The 17,992-nt window shown below is 54.7% G+C and carries 13 protein-coding genes; 4 read left to right on the top strand and 9 right to left on the bottom strand.

Annotated features, from left to right (window positions below; genetic code table 11):
• Nucleotides 1–2: 2 nt before the first annotated feature.
• From Enr10x_RS15760 to Enr10x_RS15740, 5 genes are read right to left on the bottom strand one after another with little or no spacing between them, the layout of a single operon-like run.
• Nucleotides 3–1,259 (bottom strand): GNAT family N-acetyltransferase, encoded by a 1,257-nt coding sequence (locus Enr10x_RS15760; protein ID WP_145450632.1) that lies wholly within the window; start codon nt 1,257–1,259, stop codon nt 3–5.
• A 9-nt stretch (nt 1,260–1,268) separates the two neighbouring features.
• Complete coding sequence (locus Enr10x_RS15755; RefSeq protein ID WP_145450631.1) at nt 1,269–2,414, bottom strand: glycosyltransferase; 1,146 nt, start codon at nt 2,412–2,414, stop codon at nt 1,269–1,271.
• Nucleotides 2,415–2,467: 53 nt separating this feature from the next.
• Nucleotides 2,468–3,649: a GNAT family N-acetyltransferase gene (locus Enr10x_RS15750; RefSeq protein ID WP_145450630.1), complete on the bottom strand. Its 1,182-nt coding sequence runs from the start codon at nt 3,647–3,649 to the stop codon at nt 2,468–2,470.
• A gap of 56 nt (nt 3,650–3,705) precedes the next feature.
• Nucleotides 3,706–5,199 carry a lipopolysaccharide biosynthesis protein gene (locus Enr10x_RS15745; RefSeq protein WP_145450629.1) on the bottom strand — a complete coding sequence of 498 codons (1,494 nt, stop codon included), beginning with the start codon at nt 5,197–5,199 and terminating at the stop codon, nt 3,706–3,708.
• 34 nt (nt 5,200–5,233) lie between these two features.
• Nucleotides 5,234–6,703, bottom strand: coding sequence for an O-antigen ligase family protein (locus tag Enr10x_RS15740; RefSeq protein WP_145450628.1), 1,470 nt, complete (start codon nt 6,701–6,703; stop codon nt 5,234–5,236).
• Nucleotides 6,704–7,039: 336 nt separating this feature from the next.
• On the opposite strand from Enr10x_RS15740, the gene Enr10x_RS15735 reads away from it, so the two are divergent.
• Nucleotides 7,040–8,824, top strand: coding sequence for an ABC transporter ATP-binding protein (locus Enr10x_RS15735; RefSeq protein ID WP_145450627.1), 1,785 nt, complete (start codon nt 7,040–7,042; stop codon nt 8,822–8,824).
• 11 nt (nt 8,825–8,835) lie between these two features.
• On the opposite strand, the gene Enr10x_RS15730 is transcribed toward Enr10x_RS15735, so the two are convergent.
• From Enr10x_RS15730 to Enr10x_RS15720, 3 genes are read right to left on the bottom strand one after another with little or no spacing between them, the layout of a single operon-like run.
• Complete coding sequence (locus tag Enr10x_RS15730; RefSeq protein WP_145450626.1) at nt 8,836–10,314, bottom strand: Gfo/Idh/MocA family protein; 1,479 nt, start codon at nt 10,312–10,314, stop codon at nt 8,836–8,838.
• A gap of 35 nt (nt 10,315–10,349) precedes the next feature.
• Nucleotides 10,350–12,344, bottom strand: coding sequence for a sulfatase-like hydrolase/transferase (locus Enr10x_RS15725; RefSeq protein ID WP_145450625.1), 1,995 nt, complete (start codon nt 12,342–12,344; stop codon nt 10,350–10,352).
• A gap of 51 nt (nt 12,345–12,395) precedes the next feature.
• On the bottom strand, nt 12,396–13,592 hold the full coding sequence (locus Enr10x_RS15720; RefSeq protein WP_197997236.1) for a sialidase family protein: 1,197 nt from the start codon (nt 13,590–13,592) through the stop codon (nt 12,396–12,398).
• Between the two features lie 287 nt (nt 13,593–13,879).
• Here Enr10x_RS15720 and Enr10x_RS15715 point away from each other — a divergent pair, with 287 nt between their 5' ends.
• The 3 genes from Enr10x_RS15715 to Enr10x_RS15705 all read left to right on the top strand — a co-directional run bounded on the left by Enr10x_RS15715 (nt 13,880) and on the right by Enr10x_RS15705 (nt 16,460).
• Entirely contained in the window at nt 13,880–14,158 is a 279-nt protein-coding gene (locus Enr10x_RS15715; protein ID WP_145450624.1) for a hypothetical protein, read from the top strand.
• 152 nt (nt 14,159–14,310) lie between these two features.
• Nucleotides 14,311–16,104, top strand: a complete 1,794-nt coding sequence (locus Enr10x_RS15710; protein WP_145450623.1) for an ATP-binding cassette domain-containing protein — start codon at nt 14,311–14,313, stop codon at nt 16,102–16,104.
• A 14-nt stretch (nt 16,105–16,118) separates the two neighbouring features.
• Nucleotides 16,119–16,460, top strand: a complete 342-nt coding sequence (locus tag Enr10x_RS15705; protein ID WP_197997235.1) for a translation initiation factor — start codon at nt 16,119–16,121, stop codon at nt 16,458–16,460.
• Between the two features lie 12 nt (nt 16,461–16,472).
• Here the strand turns inward: Enr10x_RS15705 and Enr10x_RS15700 are convergent, their stop codons facing one another.
• Complete coding sequence (locus Enr10x_RS15700; RefSeq protein WP_145450621.1) at nt 16,473–17,975, bottom strand: M81 family metallopeptidase; 1,503 nt, start codon at nt 17,973–17,975, stop codon at nt 16,473–16,475.
• Nucleotides 17,976–17,992: the final 17 nt, after the last annotated feature.

Raw genomic sequence — 17,992 nt, 5'->3', positions numbered from 1 at the left:
GGCTATCTGCTGCTCAGTTTTCGATACCGCACCAGTTGTCGCAGGGCGGTATAGAATCCCGAGGCCTTCAATATTTTTCTGACACTGCGATCAAGCAGACTCGATGAATTCAGGTAACAGAGTAGACTTCTGTTCTTAACCGTTTTGGGGAACAGGACAACGGAGCCGCTTTGCGTGATTTCTGAACTGAAGCGTTGTTTGTACATGGCATCCCCTTCGCCGAAATCGTAGCGACGAGGAGAATCATGTTGCGTCAGATCTTCCAGGATCAGCAGCAGCAATGTTTCACCCGGCGATTGACGGGCATAATCCAGGTCGTAACCAAATTCCAGATCATGAAAGGTGCCCCGATGTTGACTGCTGACCTTAAAAGCGACTGGCCGATCCCCGTCCATCAGCAGGTAGGAACGCAGTGCGCCATGCAGTGCCAGAAACAGGAGTTCGTTCAGTTCCTTGTCGTTGTTCTTCACCCGCAGTCCCAGTCGCTGTGTCTGCCAGGTATTCAGTGAGACCTGATGTGCTGCAGACAGAAAGTCGGCAACCTGGTCGGGTTCAGTCACCCGCACCAGTTCTAACTGACTGTTGTTTCTGATTGTTTTGCGATGTTTACGACGTGACCTGGAGCGGAACTGGTTCCAGTAATCGGCAGGGTTGTTCGGGAAACGGATCAGACTGCGTGGCTGAAATCCCGTATGCGAGTAAGTCAGACAATCTCCCTCAATTTGATCCAGACCGTGTTTGAGTGGTGAATCGATGAAGACATCTTCCAGAAACAGAAACGTCGCCTGTTGCCGCTGACAGAATTTCAATGTTGTATCCAGCAGGAATGCCAGGAACGTTTCATTATCCTGGAAATCTTCCTGGAGCAGAAAACCGTTACCGCTTAAAAAATAACCTCGCAGTTGGCAGGCGGGCCCGATGCCCCGGAGTGTCTTGGTGCTGATATCTTTGGGGCAGCAGATCCCCGCTGCGACCGGGATGCCCTGTTGACGACAGAGCATCAGGTAACTGGGACGGTCCGGGAAAGAGGCCTGTAGCTGGGGGAGTAAATGCGCCAGGTAATCCGGATGCTGTTTCAGATCGGAATGTGGATCATTTTCAAACAGCGTCAGCCAGTCCTGATACAGTTTTGACAGGGAGTTCAACTCTGCAGAGCGCAGCGCATAGAAACAGATTTGCAGATCCTCATACGGCGCAGCTTGTCTGATATCAGGATCAAGCGACAGATCATATTGTTGACAGGTGATATTCATACTCATGGCGGGTTTTTACTTTATTTGCAGGTTTAAAATCTGGTGATAAAGATCTTCGTAGTCTTTGATCATCGAACGCACATTAAAATGCTGTTCGACACGTTCGCGGGCCGCCTGGCCCATGCCCAGCCACTTATCCGGCTGGGAACACATCTCACAGATGGCGTCTGACAGCAGGGCTGCATTGGCGGAAGGTACCAGCAGCCCTGTATCCGGTTGTTGAACGATTTCCGGGTTTCCGCCAACGGAGGTTGCCACGATCGGTAAGCCGACGGACATGGCTTCCAGCAGCGTCAGCGAAATCCCTTCGGTCAACGAGGAAGAAACGTAGAAGCCGGCCTGAGTCAACAGGTCCGGGACATCATTGCGTTCTCCCAGAAAGCGGACACGTGATTCCAGGTGCAGGGCTGCTGTGATCTGTTCCAGCTTTTTGCGTTCCGGCCCGTCTCCCACAATCATCAACTCGAATTCCGGAATCGTCTCTTTCACGAGCCGGACCGCTTTGAGCAGCGTCGCCAGATCTTTTTCCGGTGAAAGACGCGAAACCGTGATGGCCCGCATCTGCGCTGCCGGTCCGGAAAAGGCGAAGCGATCGACGTCGATCCCGTTCCAGATCCGGGTGACTTTGTTTTGTGATAACCAACCGACTTCGCGACAACGGTTCCCGGTATCATCGGAGACCGGAATGACCCGGTCCGCCAGACGGCTGGCGAGAGCAAACTGCAGACGTTCGTTGAATGTGTTTCCGAACCTGCGGCCGTGCCGGGTCTGGACGATCGCTGGAATACCCGCCAGTCGTCCCGCCAGAGTGCCGTAAAAGTGAGGATAGGCATTGTGAGTGTGCAACAGGTCGTAGTTCTTTTCCTTGAAAAACTCCTGCAACTGTCGGATCCGCCCCAGCTTGCCCGGGGCAGACAATGGAAACTGAATGACAGGGCACCCCAGCTTCTGAATATCCTCAGCCGGAGCACCGGTTTCTCCCAGTGCCACGAATTCGAGTTCAAACTGGTCGGAGTTATAGAAACGCGCAAAATCGACCAGCAGCCGTTCCAGTCCGCCGGTGCACAGCGTCAGGCTCAAATGGCAGACGCGGAGCTTCCGTGAAGGTGTTGCTACCGGCGTTGCGGTCTGACTGGCTTCGGTGATTTCGGTCGTACTCATTTTCGATTCTTCCTGTTAAACGCTCTTGGAAATCTTTTGTTGAACGGATTTGCTCAGTCTGCATCCTCGTTCGATTTCTGAACCAGGTGCATGGTCTGTTTGATTTTGCGTAAAGTATTCAGAGCAGTGAATTTCCAGCGGGGACGTTTGATCTGTGCCCAGGTCAGGTAACTGTGATGCGTGCTCATCTTCTGTTTGTGGTGACTGTTGCCGGCCAGGAAGTCATATGCATCAAAGCCGCGGTGGAAACATTCTTCGATACAGAAGTAGTCCGCAATCACACCGGGGCTCAGTTTCCCCTTGTATTCTGCAGAGCCCCCCTGGTAGCAGAGCACACGGTTACGGTCGATCAGCACCTGCACACAGCCAATGACGTCTTCGCCCAGCTTGACGCGAAACAGTCCCATCTGACCGGTGGGAACCAGCTTCTGGAGCAGGGCTTTGTGAAAGTCGGTAAAACGCTGACTCGCATACGAACCGGGCTGTCCTTCTTTCTGCCAGCGTGTCTGATGTAGCGAGACCAGATCGGCAAAGATCTCTTCCGCCTCTTCAATGGTCTCTGCCCATTGTGAGTTCAGGTCGCCATACGATTTCATGTTCTTCCGCAGGTTTTTGCGGGTCGAATAGCCAAAGCCGGAAATCACTTCCCGTTCTTCTTCCCGGATCAGTTTCAGGTCGAAATATCGACTCTCGATCTTCCGCAGGCCTTCCTCAGAGCAGGGGAGATCCCAGCCTTCCAGTTCTGCACTGGCAAAACCGTCGAAGTGAATCGCATCCCAGGACCTGTTCTGTTCAAACAGTTCCATCAGCCCCTGCATGAAATCGCGTTGTAATTCAGCAGGCACCAGCAGGGCGTTGTATTCCACGCAGACACTGTCGGCCGCCGGTTCGCCTGCGGTTCCCAGATGCAGCGTCTTGATGGCCAGCGGACCATCGAACTGATCGATACCTTCAGTGACCAGACAGATGCCGCAGGGCTTGTCTGCCTGCGAAGCAACCACGAACGAATACGGGATCAGATCACCATAAAATTCGATCCAGGTCGACGTCCAGGTATGCGAACACATCAGTGGAACCTCGTCAAACTGGGATTCCAGCGATTTCCACAGTTCCAGGCAGACTTCTTTCTGGCTGCTGTCGTGCAGAGCCAGCGACAGCGCCTGTGCCGTTCCCTGGTTGTCAGAAGTATTGGAAAGGGTTTCAATTGTCTGATGAGAACAGTCGAGTAAAGTCATTCAAATACCTGTTTGTTTTCAGTAGTTCTTATTGTCAGAGTTCAGTATTTCAGATGTCAGGATGCAGTACGGTTCAATAACGGGCTGCCCTTTTCGAACAGATACCAGGTACCTGCCAGAAACACGCCACCGCCGGAAGCGATGCAGACCAGGGCCATCCAGGAATTTCGAATTTCGACGATGTGCGGCAGAACATACGAATACGCCAGCAGCACCGTCAGCGGTGCGATCGTCGGGCCAATCGCCTTCCGCAGCAAAAGCCCCAGCGGGATATTCAGTTTTTTGAGTGCATAAGGCAGCAGGATCCCCAGTTCCGCAAACAGAATGGGAATCGCGGTTCCCAACGCGACACCAATCAGCCCCATGTATTGAATCAGGATCAGTGAAAGCAGCAGGTTGGCCAGTGCCTCGCCCATGTAGATCAGGGAAGGGACCTTGACGTTGCCCATTCCATAGAGCACAGAACGGAAAATCGAAACCGGCAGCGCGACAATCCGCGCGCCCAGGAGAATCGTCAGCAACAAATGACTTTCCGGGTACCCGGGACCAATCCAGGTCGTGATCAATGTCTGACCGAAAAAGCCGACACCGATAAAGAAACCGGTGATCAGCAGAAACGAGAGCGACACGCCGTTCAGAACCAGTTTCTGCAAGGCGCCATGATCTTCGTTGGCATTCAACTCTCCCGCGCGGGGCATGAAGACTTTACCGATCTGCTGGATGGGCATGTTGATGAACTGGGTCAGTCGTAACGCGATGTAATAGGGCACGATCACCGCCGGGCTGAAAAAGATCCCGATCAGGATGGAGTCGGTCGCTTCAATCAGGGTCCAGGCGATCGCATCGATAAAGGCAAAGCCGCTGAAAGAGCCGCATTCCTTGAGGATCGACCAGTCCATATATTTCGTACTGATACGGAAGGTCTTCACCTGGCGAAATGCAAACAGGCACTGTCCGATGTTTTCAAACAGGGTCACTGCCAGGAAGATCGAGGCAATGATCAACAGCCCCTGTTCGGATCTCAGGAACATTAAGGTCAGGGCCAGACGCAGAATACCACTGGTCAGGTTGACGCCGCGCTCAATATCAAAACGCTGGATACCCATCAGGATCCCGCCGAACACGCTCCCCGCCAGGCCGACAAACACATTCAGACCCAGGATCAGGATCACGAGTCTGATCTCATGTAGGGGGATCGCCCCCCAGTCACTCAGATGCGGCGCCAGCCAGGCGATAATGCCCGCTGCAACCAGTGCCAGAGTGCCCATTCCCAGGTAGATCGCGAAAATTACGTTCGCGACCTGGTTCAGATGTTTCCAGTCCCCCTTGGCGTGGTAATGCGCCACATAGCGGCTGATCGTCTGCCCGAACCCCAGGTAGAGCAGTCCGGAATAGCCGGCAATCGCATTGATGAAAATCCAGCTACCATACTGTTGATCGCCCAGAATATGCAGCACGTAAGGCATCAGGAATACGCCGATCAACAGGCTCACCCCATGGTTGAGCCAGTTGGCACAGAGATTCCATTTGACTGATCGACGTTGATTCATGATTTATCTTTCGAACATCAATTCTAATTCAGGTTCAGCCGGCAAAAATTCGTACAAAAATGGCGATCGCGACCAGCATTCCCAGGCTGATGCCGATCAGCCAGATCTGGTGTTGTTTGTTCCAGTAAACGACGGGTGTCGGTCTCGCCAGACTGGCTCCTGCCAGATTCAGATAGGCGGCAGAGACACCCACAATCATGTAGGTCGGTACTACGTAACAGCGGGAGAGTGACATCATCCCTCCGCACCAGGCGGCCAGAATCGCACAGGCATAAGGCAGGTAACGTTCCAGTTCCCGGTTGCGCATGATCGGCCTTCCCCGGGAGGCACACTGAAAACGCACCAGCCGGAACAGGCCCAGGCCTGCAAAAAAGAAGCAGCCGATAAACAGGGTTCCGCCGAACACTCCCAGTTCGGTAAAGGCATGGACATACGAGTTGTGAGCCGCCAGCCCCGCGAGATCCGAATACTCTCCCTGACCGATCCCGAAAAAGATGTTGGCTGATTTAATCGCTGACAGACCTTCGCGCCACAGCAGAATCCGGGCGTGTCCGGTACCGGAGTTCAGATCAATATTCCCCTGGCGGCCGGCCAGAACCGTCAGACCGGCCATCCCCACGATGGCACAGGCGATCGCTGCTTTTTTACCGTACTTAGGCAGCACGAACACCATGCCGGCGATTCCCAGCGTCAACAGTCCCCCGCGGGAGCGGGTATCCAGCAGGCCGATGGCCAGAATGATCATGCTGACGATCCACATAAACCGAAACGGACTGCGGATCGGATCGTTGAAAAAGTAGAGACAGAGCATGCCGGTAGCGACAATCAGTACCGACAGGTCGTTCGGGTCCTGAAAAATCCCGGTGCCCCGCATCCGGAAGACGCGAATGGTTTCTCCCGCATCGGAGACTCCGTCGCGGTCGCTGACGTGTTTAATAAATTCAAAATCGACAATCCCGGCATAGTCGATAACGCAGAGCAGAATCATCAGGGAAGAGGAGATTGCCACCGTTTTCAGCAGCCCCTTCAGTCGTTGCGGGGAATCGATAATGGAAAGCAGCAGAATGTAGTAAATCAGTGTTTTTAAAAATGCGATGGTTGAAGTACGGACGCCATACAGATACATGTGCGACAAATGCGACATCGCGACAGCCACCAGTACGCCAATTACACACAGCGTGATCGGTTGCCGTTTCAGCATGGGAAACTGGACGACCCGCTTGATCTGTTCCAGTGACAGGAAAAAGGAAGACAGAATCAGTACTTCATAGATCGGCAGCCCCTTCAGTGCCGGGATCAGCTCTGCGGGGCGCAGGAACAGCGTCACATTGACCATCAGGAACAGAATGTAGGCATTATGCGGCGCGGAACTTCCGCCGATGATCGACTGAGGCAGGGGACGCCTGCGTCTTGCTGGTGCGCGTACCGTCTGCGTCTCGGCCGTTCTCGTACTTTGAGCGGCCCGCTCCGCAGGAGTACAGGTTGAATTCGCTTGATTCACCATCGATCTCAATTCGGTTAGAAACCGGAGTTTCTAAATTTCCGGAACGATACAGAGTTTCACTCTATAAAATCCGGGTATTTTTACATGGCGCACTTTCTAAAAAGATAGATCAGGAACCGGGATCAGGAGCCGTGAATTAGTGGTTTCCCTCTCTTTCCAGGCTGTAATAATTGCTACAACCCTCAAGGCTGGAGGGAGTGGGGACCGGCTCAAGGGGAATCACTCCGGAACCGTCACGTTTGATCAATTGAATCATTTGGCCGATCCCGTTATCTTCTCTGTCCTCGTGTATACGTTTTCGCTCGCGACAAATCTGAAAAACCACGTGGTAGTGTAATGGCGACCCTGATTGAAATCTCGAATGTGACAAAGAGTTACGGTGCCCAGGAACTGCTGAAAGAAGCCTCCGTTTCGCTGGCCGACGACCAGAAAATCGGCTTCATCGGACGCAACGGTGCGGGCAAATCGACCCTGTTGCGAATCCTGCTCGAAGAAGAATCTATCGACAGTGGCCAGATCACGCGGCATCCCAACCTGCGGGTCGGCTATCTGAGGCAGCACGATCCCTTTCAGGAAGGGGAAAGTGCACTCGACTTTCTGATGCGCGACAGCGGTCAACCCGAGTGGAAGTGTGGTGCTGTCGCGGGCGAATTTGAATTGAAGGGACGCTTCCTCAACGGCCCCGTCAAAGAACTTTCCGGCGGTTGGCAGACCCGCGTCAAACTGGCGGCCCTGCTGTTGCACGAGCCCAACTTCCTGATGCTGGACGAACCGACCAACTTCCTCGACCTGCGCACGCAGCTGTTGCTCGAAGACTTTCTGAAAGATTACCGGGGCGCCGTCCTGGTCGTCTCGCACGATCGTTCATTCCTGAAGGCCATCTGCACGCAGACCCTCGAACTAAAGCGGGGCAAGCTCACCCTGTTCAACGGCGATGTCGATCAGTATCTTGAGAACCAGGAGATTCTCCGCGATCGAGACGAGCGGACCAACGCCACCGTGATGGCCAAACGCCGCCAGCTGGAAACCTTCATCGCTAAGAATAAAGCGGGAGCGAATACCGCATCGCAGGCCCGCAGTAAGCAGAAGCAGCTGGATCGTCTGACGCTCACCGAAATCGAAAGTGCCGAATCGACGGTCCATATTGTGATTCCGCAGACGGAAAAACGTCAGGGCGTTGCTTTGTCCTGCGAACAACTGGCGATCGGCTATCCTGATTTTCAGGTGGCCGATGGTATCACGCTCGAAATCGAACATGGTTCGCGGGCAGCGATTGTAGGGGATAACGGTCAGGGAAAAACGACCTTTCTGCGGACCATTGCCGGTTCACTGCCTCCCCTGGACGGGGATCTGAAGTGGGGCTATCACTGTAATGTTGCCTGCTATGCCCAGCACGTGTATACATCCCTGCCTGATAAAATGACAATTCGGGAATACCTGGAGCATGAGTCGGCTCCCGGAACAACGGCGCAACAGATTCTGAATGTTGCGGGCAGCTTTCTGTTTAAGGAACAGGCCCTGGATAAACCGATCAAGGTTTTGAGTGGGGGCGAACGGGCCCGCTTGTGTCTGGCGGGTATTCTGCTCGGAAACCACTCCATTCTGATCCTGGACGAACCGGGGAACCACCTGGACGTGGAAACGGTCGAAGCCCTGGGCAATGCGCTCGTCGGCTTTGCTGGGACCGTCATTTTCACCAGCCACGACCGTCACTTCATGGGGAAGGTTGCCACCGATGTGATCGAAGTGGCCAACGGAACGGTCAAGAGCTACGAAGGGGACTACGACGCCTATCTCTACCGGGTCAAAAAGGAAGTTGCCGAAGGGCACCGCGAAGCGCATCAGCAGTCCATCGCGAAACAGGAACAGCAGAGCAAAAGTGATGCATCCCGCCCGAAAGGTTTCGGCGGCAAAATTAAGGAAGCCCGCAAGGAACTCTCGGCCATCGAACGCAAAATCGCGCAGCTGGATGAGAAAAAGAACAGCATCAATGCGGAATTCCTGAAAGCCACCAGTCCCGAGAAAGCCGAAGAACTCCATGCGGAAATGCAGCCCCTCGTTGATGAGATCGGGGAACTGGAAGTCCGCTGGATGGAGCTCTATGAGTTTCTCGAACAGTAATCAGAACGGGCTCAGGTGTTTTCGGGCGCTTTCCCGTTGATCCAGGGACCAGCCAGACTCTGATACTTCGGCGGAACCAGAATGCTGCCTTTGTCTCCCGCAGCCCAGCCGGGGACATGATGCGGCTTGCTGCGTTCCTTGGACATCTTTTCCCAGTTAGCAGCCCAGGTCTTGTCGCCGTCTTTGACTTCCAGTGATTCACGATCGACCTGGAAGACCTTCCCGTTACGATAGCTGAGCACGCCCAGGTTGACCACCATGATTGCAGCGGCCCCCAGTTCGGGCGAGTTATTGACCAGCGACGGATCGCCGGCTTTGACCGCTGCAAGGAAGTTCTCAAAGTGCAGAATGTCCTGGTTCGGTACCCGCTGGGACTCAACCTCTTCCCGTTTCAGCTTGCTGTTCAAAGTGACCTGGGGGCGTTCGGGAATGAATTCGTAGGCCTGTCGCTTACCAAAGACATCTTTGTCGAACAGAATGTTACCATGATGCCCCCGGATGAGGTGCCGAATCGGAACGGCACTGGAGATCATGGCGCTGGAAACAACCCCCTGGACCCCTTCATGGAAGTCTGCCAGGATCGAAGCGACATCGGTTACTTCGCGGTCATCGTATTCCAGGAAAATACCCCCTCCGCCGACGACGCGTCCCGGGAATTTCAGTCCGGTCGCCTTGAGCATCGCTGTGACACGGTGCACAAACAGGTCGGAATACATTCCGTAGCCGAAGGGCCAGTAACACCGCCATTGACCGAACGTCGCACGGTCGAAGGGGAGATCCGGCGCCAGGCCTTCTTCCACGCCGAGCCAGCGTTTCCAGTCCACAGTTTTGGGAGTCATCTCTTTGGTGATGACATTATGCCGCGACATGCCCCCCAGGGAGTTACGTGCGCTTTCTGCCTGGAATTGGACAATTTTTCCAAGTTTCCCGTCATTGACCAGCGCACGCACTTCGTTCCAGATTGGCATACTGGTGGACTGCACACCGACCTGCACGACCTTGCCCGACTTCTTCCAGGCATCGACGACGTCCATCGCTTCTGAGATATGGTGCGTCATTGGTTTTTCGCAATAGACGTGTTTTCCAGCTGCCAGTGCATCCAGTACCTGTTTCGCATGCCAGTGGTCGGGAGTAGCGATGCAGACCGCATCGATCTCCTTGTCATTCAGCAGATCGCGATAATCTTTATAGGTCTTCGGGGCCTGTCCCGTCTCTTCCTTGATGTAATCCACGGCCCGGTCCCGATGCACGGAATAGACGTCGTTGACCGCGACGATGTCGAGATTGGCCCCTTTTTCATTCCGCAGCTTGATCAGGGTTTTCACATGCGAGCCAAAGCCGCGCCTGCCGGGACCGATCATGCCGATGCGTAAGCGTTCGTTCGATTGATAGGCACTGGCTGGTGCAAGGGCAGACAGTTGGCTGGCAGCAACACCGGCGACAGCAGACTGTTTCAGAAAGGTACGACGGCTGGATGGTTCCTGGCTCATAATAACCCCTTCGAGATGACTAAAGATGAATTAGATTAAATTTCTTTAATGCGGATGTTTTTATACTCCACGTGACTGCCATGTCCCAGCAGTCCGATGTGCCCCCGTTTGTTCTTCAAGCCGGGATGTTTGGCAAGGACTTCCGGATCTTTGATGTCCGCCAGATCTGTCTGCAGCACGGGAATGTCATTCACGATCACCGTGATCTTCGTACCGCGGTAGATGATTTCCTCATGGTTCCATTCGCCAACCGGCTTCAGGGCCCCTTTCTTCGCCGGGATGACATCGTAGACAGACCCGTGATACTGCGTTGGTTTCAGTTTTTTCGGATAGCCTTTGTTGTCGAGCACCTGAATCTCAATTCCCTGGTAGGCGGGACGCTGATCGACGAGCGGGCAACGGATGGCGATGCCGTTATTGGCTGCGGTCGTCAGTTTGAAATCAAATTTCAGGCTGAAATCACCATATTCTTTCTCGGTAAACAGGAAGCCGCCCCCATCGGAAGGGCAGACCAGTTTGCCGTCCTCGACGTGATAACCCTTCCGGTTGGCCCGTTTTAAAGTCCAGCCGGTCAGGTCCTTGCCGTTGAACAGCGGTTTGTACTCCGCTTCCTGGTTTTCTGCAGTCGCATCACACGAGATCGGCAGCGTATACTGCTTGAGCCACAGGTCGTCTGTCTCTTTCAAATAGTCCAGCAGCTGTTCTGAGAGTTCCCGGCGGACTTTCTGATATTCGGGCTGACAGGCAACATTGATTACCTCGTCCGGATCATTTTTGAGGTCGTACAACTCGACTTCATCACGGAACAGGAATTTTTTCACAGTCCGCTGACCGAGTGTCGGTTCCTGCAAACGCAGTGTTTCGTTCCAGGTCGCTCGCGAGAGGGTGTCGATGGGCAGGGGATACTTCGATCGCCATTCCAGGTTCCAGATCAGCTTAAAATCGCGGGTGCGAATGGTCCGCATCGGATAGTACATCGTCACTTCATGAAAGATGTGTGCCAGGACCACATCATCCCAGCCCGGCGTATGTTCGTGTCCGACGGTCGGCAGCATACTCCGCCCCTGCAGCTTGTAGCGGGGGCCTTTGGTACCGGTCCAGTCCAACACGGTAGGTGTCACATCGACCAGCGAAACCATGGCATCGGAAACGATCCCCTGCTTGTCGGCAGGCAGCCCCGGTTCGCGAATAATCATCGGCACATGGACTCCGGGATCGTAATGGTTGGCCATCGCCCCCGGTTCAGAGGAACCGTGATCGCTGGTGAAAATGACCAGCGTGTTGTCTGCCTGGCCCGAATCTTTGAGTGCTTTCAGAATACGCCCGATGCCGGCGTCCATGTAGCTGATCTGCTGGTAATAGCCGGCCAGTCCTTCCCGCACCTCGGGGCGATCGGGCAGATAGCGGGGAACTTCAATACTGTTTGGATCGTATTCTACCAGCGGCATTCCGGGTTCGGGTGATTTGACACCCCATTCCGGTCGGGTGCGCGAAGTGGGATGCGGATCGTGGAACCCCAGCACCAGGAAGAAAGGCTTGTCACTTTCCTGCTGCATGAATGCAGCGGCCTGATCGGCCATCGCTTTGACCTGGTAACTGCCGACCTTGGGCTGGAAATCAATGGTGGTATCTTCCGGCCACAGATGATACTTGCCGATCATTCCAGTGCGATAGTTGTTTTTATCGAGCAGTGCGAATACGGTCTGCACGTGAGGTCGCAGGCGGAAGTTGTGTGCGCCGTGGGGATGGCCATACTGTCCGCTGGCATAAGTCTGCAGGCCGGTATAAAACACGCCGCGACAGGGACCGCAGGAGGCGGTGGTCGCGAATGCGTACTGGTAGCGGGTTCCCTCCCGGGCCAGTTGGTCGATGTGAGGTGTCTTGATCACGGAGTTTCCGTAGCAGCCGCAGTCATCCCAGTTCTGGTTATCGGAAAACAGGATCAGAACATTCCGCTGGTCTTTCGCAAATGACTGCGCGGGAGCCAGCAGCAGGCCGGTCAATACGGCAAGATAAAACAGACACCTCATATTCAAAACCTCATGATAAAAGGCCGATGATTCAGGTTGGATTCAAGTGGTTTACTTTTTCTCAAGCTTCTTCCCCGTGGCCTGGTTGATCAGGACCCGCTGCCGAACTTTACCGGAGACCGGCTTACCTGCCAGGACATCCGCCTCCGTGAAGGTCGTCATCAGGATTTTTTTATCGCCGGTCCGTGAGTAATCGTAGATGATGTAGATCGTCCCGTCCTCACTCTGGACGCCGTCCGGATAGGAGACCCCAGGCCGTTCATCCAGCAGCAGTCCCCCTTCCCAGGTCTTACCATCATCTTTGGAAATGTAAGCGGTCAGGTCGCTGCGGGTCTTGCGGTTTTGGGGATTGTGACGCACCAGCAGCAGGCCGCCCGACTTCAGTCTGCGGATGAAGAAGCGGGCATTGATGTGCGGGATGGAAGATTCTTTCCCGGCAGACCAGGTCTTACCACCGTCCGTAGAGATCGACTCGCCGATCCCGTAGCTGGTGCGGACCAGTGTCCACAAGCTGCCGTCTTTGCGTTCGACAATCATGTGTTCATCGAAGGTACGATGGGGAACATCGGTCTGTCCCAGCAGTTCAAAGGTTTTCCCCTGGTCACGGGAGATGACAATATTGCCGCCCCGTTCCTCGGGTAAGTCGAAGCGGTGTTCGATCGATGCTTTGGCAGGCTGTTTCCAGACCGCAACGGGGAGCAGCCAGTCGCCATTGGAGAGCACCGTCGGTTTATTCATCATGATCCCGTTGCACAGCCGGCGGGGAGCACTCCAGGTCGGATTCTCTTTGTCCGCATCATCGGTGGTAATTGCCCAGACACCACTGCGCCCGTCCCACCAGCGATATGATTGTGCCCAGAACAGCCAGAGGCGTCTGGAAGGATCACGCCACAGTGTCGGGTCGTAAGCCCGCACCGGACCCGGAGGATCGATGACGACTTTCGGCCCTGACCAGGTTTTGCCATCGTTGCCGCTCGTGACCAGCACAACGTAGTTCAATTCGCCTTCGCCGGTTCCTCCCGCATACCAGAGCGCCCAGAGCCGTCCGTTAGCAGCCCGTTCCATTCCCGGGATCCCCTGGAACATACGCGTATTGTCAGCATATTCCGGACCGGGATTGGTATTCACAGGGGAAGCAACCAGGGCCGGATCAGATTTGGTCTCTGGTTCTGCACTCAGGCAGAGTGATGCAGAGAGGAGAGGAATTGCAGTCAGCAGAACGAAACAGCCAGTAGACAGAGCGCGCAAGATGAAACCTCATTAGCAGGGTGAATTTCATGTTGAATGGATGGTTTTAGGCAAACCAGACCTGAGAATTATGCTAACAGATTGGCACGCCGGTGGCGAGTATTCGGATCAACAAACAGGAATGTGATGCTGGTTTTCGGATCAACTCAAGTGTGGTCCGGTGAGCACAATTCAGAACGGGCACTGGACAGACTGTCAAATCTGACCTAGATTATGTGTGCAGAGCCGGAACTGTTTTCAGGCTCTGTTTCCATTCATCTTGCTTGATATGCATCTCAGGGAATCCCATGGATTTGACCGAACTGATCATCCTGCTCGTCGTCGCAGGTTTGTGTGGCAGTATCGCCCGGGCACTGGCTGGTTCCTCACGAGGCGGATGCCTGGTCTCGATCGCACTGGGATTTATCGGTGCCCTGATCGGCAGCAAGCTGGCCATGGCGCTGGATCTACCGGTTGTCTTTGCGATTACCCTTGGCGGTAGAAGTTACCCCGTAGTCTGGTCGATCATTGGTGCCTCCCTGTTTGTCGCTGTCCTGAGCCTGCTCTCTGGTCGCAAACGTCTCTGAATCTGAGTCCCCTGATACTCTGGTTCTCTCAAATACCGCTCCGCGCCGGCATTGCAGATTGACGATCTTGAACTTAACATGTCCGTGTGCGTTTGATTCCCGACCTGCAGAGTCGGGTTTTTTTATATCAAAGTGAGCGGAAGTGCTGTGCGATGTCGCTGTTAAGCTTGAGTGAAGTCTCCTTTACCTGGAGTGGCCCGCCGCTGTTGGACGGCATCAACCTGGAAATCAATGCGGGGGAACGCATCGGACTTTTGGGGCGGAACGGAGCCGGTAAATCGACGCTGATGAAAATCATCGCAGGTGAACTCGAACCGGATCACGGCGACATCAAACGCGATAAGGATCTGCGGGTTGCCCGCCTGGTTCAGGAAGTCCCCGCCGGCGGAGCACACCAGATTCACGAATTTGTGGCTGAAGCAGCCGCTCCCTTCTTTGAACACGATTGGGAAGTAGATCACGCGGTCGATCAGATTCTCGCACGCATGGGACTCTCGGGAGAGGAAATCTTCGAATCGCTCTCCTCCGGGATGAAACGCCGCGTGTTGCTCGCCCGGGCGATCGTGCAGTCGCCGGACATCCTGCTGCTGGACGAACCGACGAACCATCTGGACATCCCCGCGATCAAGTGGCTGGAGCAGTTTCTGCAGTCTTACGAAGGAACGCTGTTGTTTGTGACGCACGACCGTATGTTTCTGCAGGCACTGGCGACGCGGATCATCGAAATCGATCGCGGTCATATGTACGACTGGACCTGCGACTACGAAACGTTTCTCAAGCGCAAGGAAGCATTTCTCGAAGCGGAGGAAAAACAGAATGCCCTGTTTGATAAAAAACTGGCTGAGGAAGAAACCTGGATCCGCCAGGGAATCAAAGCCCGCCGGACCCGCAATGAAGGACGAGTGCGGGCCCTGAAAAAAATGCGGGAGGAACGCAAGCAGCGTCGGACCCAGGTGGGCAATGTGAACCTGCAGGTCGCCAGTGCCGACCGTTCGGGACAGCTGGTGATCGAAGCCAAGGACGTCTCGTTCTCTTATGGCGATGAACCGGTGATACAGAACTTTTCCACGCTGATTACCCGCGGCGACAAAATCGGGATCATCGGCCGCAACGGGGCCGGCAAAACGACCCTGTTGAAACTGATGCTGGGTCAGCTTAAGCCAGACACAGGTACCATTCGCACGGGAACCAATCTGGAGATTCTGTACTTCGATCAGCTCCGCGAACAGATCGAAGAAGAGAAAACCGTGATCGAAAATGTCGGTGAGGGACAGGAAACTCTCACCATCGACGGCAAACCCCGTAACATTTACGGCTATCTGCAGGATTTTCTCTTCACGCCGGAACGGGCCCGCCGACCGGCCCGCTTCCTTTCGGGAGGAGAACGCAACCGGCTGCTGCTTGCCAAACTGTTTAAACGTCCCGCCAACCTGTTCGTACTCGACGAACCGACGAACGATCTGGACGCGGAAACACTGGAACTGCTCGAAGAACTGATCTGTAATCACCCCGCGACACTCCTGCTGGTCAGCCACGACCGGGCCTTCCTGAATAACGTGGTCACGGCAACCCTGGTGATCGATGAGGAAGGGAACGTCAAAGAATATGCAGGCGGCTACGATGATTATCTGAGACAATCCGAAAACAGCCGTGCCGTCGAGAGTCAGAAAACGGAAGTGAAACCGACAGCAGAGCCGAAACAGGAAAAACCGAAGGCGAAGGCCAAACTCAGCTATAAAGAAGAGCGGGAACTGGAGCAGATTCCGCAACAGATCGAGGAACTGGAGCAGGAGCAGGTAGAGCTGCAGTCTGCGATGTCGTCTCCTGACTTCTTTAAACAGAACAGCGATATCATCACTGAAGCCACAGCCCGTCTGGAAACGATCCAAAGTGAACTGGAACGACTGCTGGAACGCTGGGAAGATCTGGAGTCCCGGGTTCAATAAACGAAGGAGCCATCATGCGATTGTTTGAAGGAACGCCCTTTGATCGACCTCCCCGCTGTGAAAAATGCGATCAGCTGGAAGAGGAATGTGTCTGCCCGCCCGAGCCTCCCCTGCGGATTCCTCCCGAACAGCAGACAGCACGTCTGTCGATCGAAAAACGCAAGAAAGGCAAACGCGTGACCGTGGTTCGCGGCCTCCCTGAAGAGGGCAATGACTTGCCCGAACTGTTAAAACATCTCAAAGACCGTTGCGGTGCCGGCGGCGCACTCAAAGGCGAGGAGCTGGAAATTCAGGGCGAGCAGCTGGACCGGGTCCGTGAAACACTCAAAGAAATCGGCTTTAAAGTCAAAGGCTGATGCCTCTCGCTCTTAAATCTCCGGAGCACTGTCGTAAGGAATTTCCACCGGATAGAAATCCTGCTTTCTCCGCTGGTGATTCAGCTTCGCAAAATCGTGGGTATGAATCGCGCGGGCTTCGACGTTAAAGATCGAGCCGGCAAACGGTTCAAAACTGGCCCGGAAGTGGGCCGACGATTTCACCGCAATGTAATTCATCGACTCGCAGTCAATCCCCAGTGTTTTGGAGAAGGCCGGTCCGAATGGTTGCTCGCGGGCCGTCACGACAACCACATTCACACCGTCCTGCTGAATCCAGGCCGAGGGACCCATATTGCCTGTCAGACCGGCGTACATCGGACCGTCGTATTTGAATTCCCCCTGTGACAGCGCTTTGACTTCTGCCTTCATCTTGACCGGTGGACCCTGAATCGGATCCGATTTCCCGCCGACTTCTGTTTCAATCATTCCGCCCACGCCGGCCTCGTGTGCCAGCGCGACTACCTCGGGATCAACGATATACAGAATCAGTGCCTTGTCCAGTTTCATATCCAGAAAAGTCTGCAGGATCTCGGTGGAATCCCCGGCGGTTCCGCCTCCGGTGTTGTCGGCATGGTCGGCCAGGATGATCGGGTACTTACCGATTTCCTGTCCCTCTTTGATCGCATCTGTGACTGAGAAGGGGAGTTTGTACCAGCGGCGCCGGCGTTCCCAGATCCAGGTGCTGAATTCATCTGCCGTCTTGTCTGCCAGTGCCTGATCGTTGTCTGCCACAACAATAATCGAGGGTCCTACCTCAGGAATGTCCGCCCAGGGGAATCCGGTCGAGACGGTGACGCTCAAGATTCCGGGACGGGTTTCGATTTCGTGTGCGTAATCCATGACCTCTTTCATCGGCATATGCGCGGTCACCTGGCAGGCCGTGCTCCAGAAGAGGGGGATCTTTCTGAGCGTCATCACTGGTTTGACTTCGCCGTTGATGATCCGCACGATCAGGTCAGCGGCTTCCTGCCCCCGTTCATTCATGTCAATATGGGGATAAGTATCGTAGCCCAGAATTGCGGTTGCCTGTTCCACGCGGAGCGGAGAGTGATTGCCGTGCATATCCGGCGTGACCAGGATCGGCCGATCGTCTCCCAGGTATTCCCGCACCTTAGCGATGAAGTGGCCATCTCCGTCTTCGATGCCGTCGATCACCATTGCGCCGTGCAGGTCGAGCAGCACGCCGTCGACCGGACCCCCTTCGTCTTCCGCTGCTTTCAGCCGTTCCAGAAATTCGGCCAACAGATCATCGTAGGTCTTGCGTTCAATCAGACCACTGGGAAACGCGAAGGTCCACAGCAGGGGAATCAGTTCAAAACCGTGCCGTTTTGCTCCGTCGATAAAGCCGCCGATACAGACGTTCGCGCCGGGAAACGTGTCCATGATCTCCTGACCACGAAAGAGTCCGCGGTCGTTGATGAAATCATCCAGGGTGGTGTGTAGTGCAGAATAGGTACTGGTTTCATGAAGCACGCCGCCGGTCGCGATTCGCATGAGGAGGACTCCTGGGT

Origin of the sequence: Gimesia panareensis (genome assembly GCF_007748155.1) — a bacterium.
Classification (GTDB): domain Bacteria; phylum Planctomycetota; class Planctomycetia; order Planctomycetales; family Planctomycetaceae; genus Gimesia; species Gimesia panareensis.
This window is presented reverse-complemented; position numbering and strand designations above follow the sequence as displayed.

What these genes read in the sequence shown, in the direction of transcription:
- Enr10x_RS15760 (WP_145450632.1), bottom strand. Translation starts at nt 1,259, where the DNA reads ATGAGTATGAATATCACCTGTCAACAATATGATCTGTCGCTTGATCCT.
- Enr10x_RS15755 (WP_145450631.1), bottom strand. Translation starts at nt 2,414, where the DNA reads ATGAGTACGACCGAAATCACCGAAGCCAGTCAGACCGCAACGCCGGTA.
- Enr10x_RS15750 (WP_145450630.1), bottom strand. Translation starts at nt 3,649, where the DNA reads ATGACTTTACTCGACTGTTCTCATCAGACAATTGAAACCCTTTCCAAT.
- Enr10x_RS15745 (WP_145450629.1), bottom strand. Translation starts at nt 5,199, where the DNA reads ATGAATCAACGTCGATCAGTCAAATGGAATCTCTGTGCCAACTGGCTC.
- Enr10x_RS15740 (WP_145450628.1), bottom strand. Translation starts at nt 6,703, where the DNA reads ATGGTGAATCAAGCGAATTCAACCTGTACTCCTGCGGAGCGGGCCGCT.
- Enr10x_RS15735 (WP_145450627.1), top strand. Translation starts at nt 7,040, where the DNA reads ATGGCGACCCTGATTGAAATCTCGAATGTGACAAAGAGTTACGGTGCC.
- Enr10x_RS15730 (WP_145450626.1), bottom strand. Translation starts at nt 10,314, where the DNA reads ATGAGCCAGGAACCATCCAGCCGTCGTACCTTTCTGAAACAGTCTGCT.
- Enr10x_RS15725 (WP_145450625.1), bottom strand. Translation starts at nt 12,344, where the DNA reads ATGAGGTGTCTGTTTTATCTTGCCGTATTGACCGGCCTGCTGCTGGCT.
- Enr10x_RS15715 (WP_145450624.1), top strand. Translation starts at nt 13,880, where the DNA reads ATGGATTTGACCGAACTGATCATCCTGCTCGTCGTCGCAGGTTTGTGT.
- Enr10x_RS15710 (WP_145450623.1), top strand. Translation starts at nt 14,311, where the DNA reads ATGTCGCTGTTAAGCTTGAGTGAAGTCTCCTTTACCTGGAGTGGCCCG.
- Enr10x_RS15705 (WP_197997235.1), top strand. Translation starts at nt 16,119, where the DNA reads ATGCGATTGTTTGAAGGAACGCCCTTTGATCGACCTCCCCGCTGTGAA.
- Enr10x_RS15700 (WP_145450621.1), bottom strand. Translation starts at nt 17,975, where the DNA reads ATGCGAATCGCGACCGGCGGCGTGCTTCATGAAACCAGTACCTATTCT.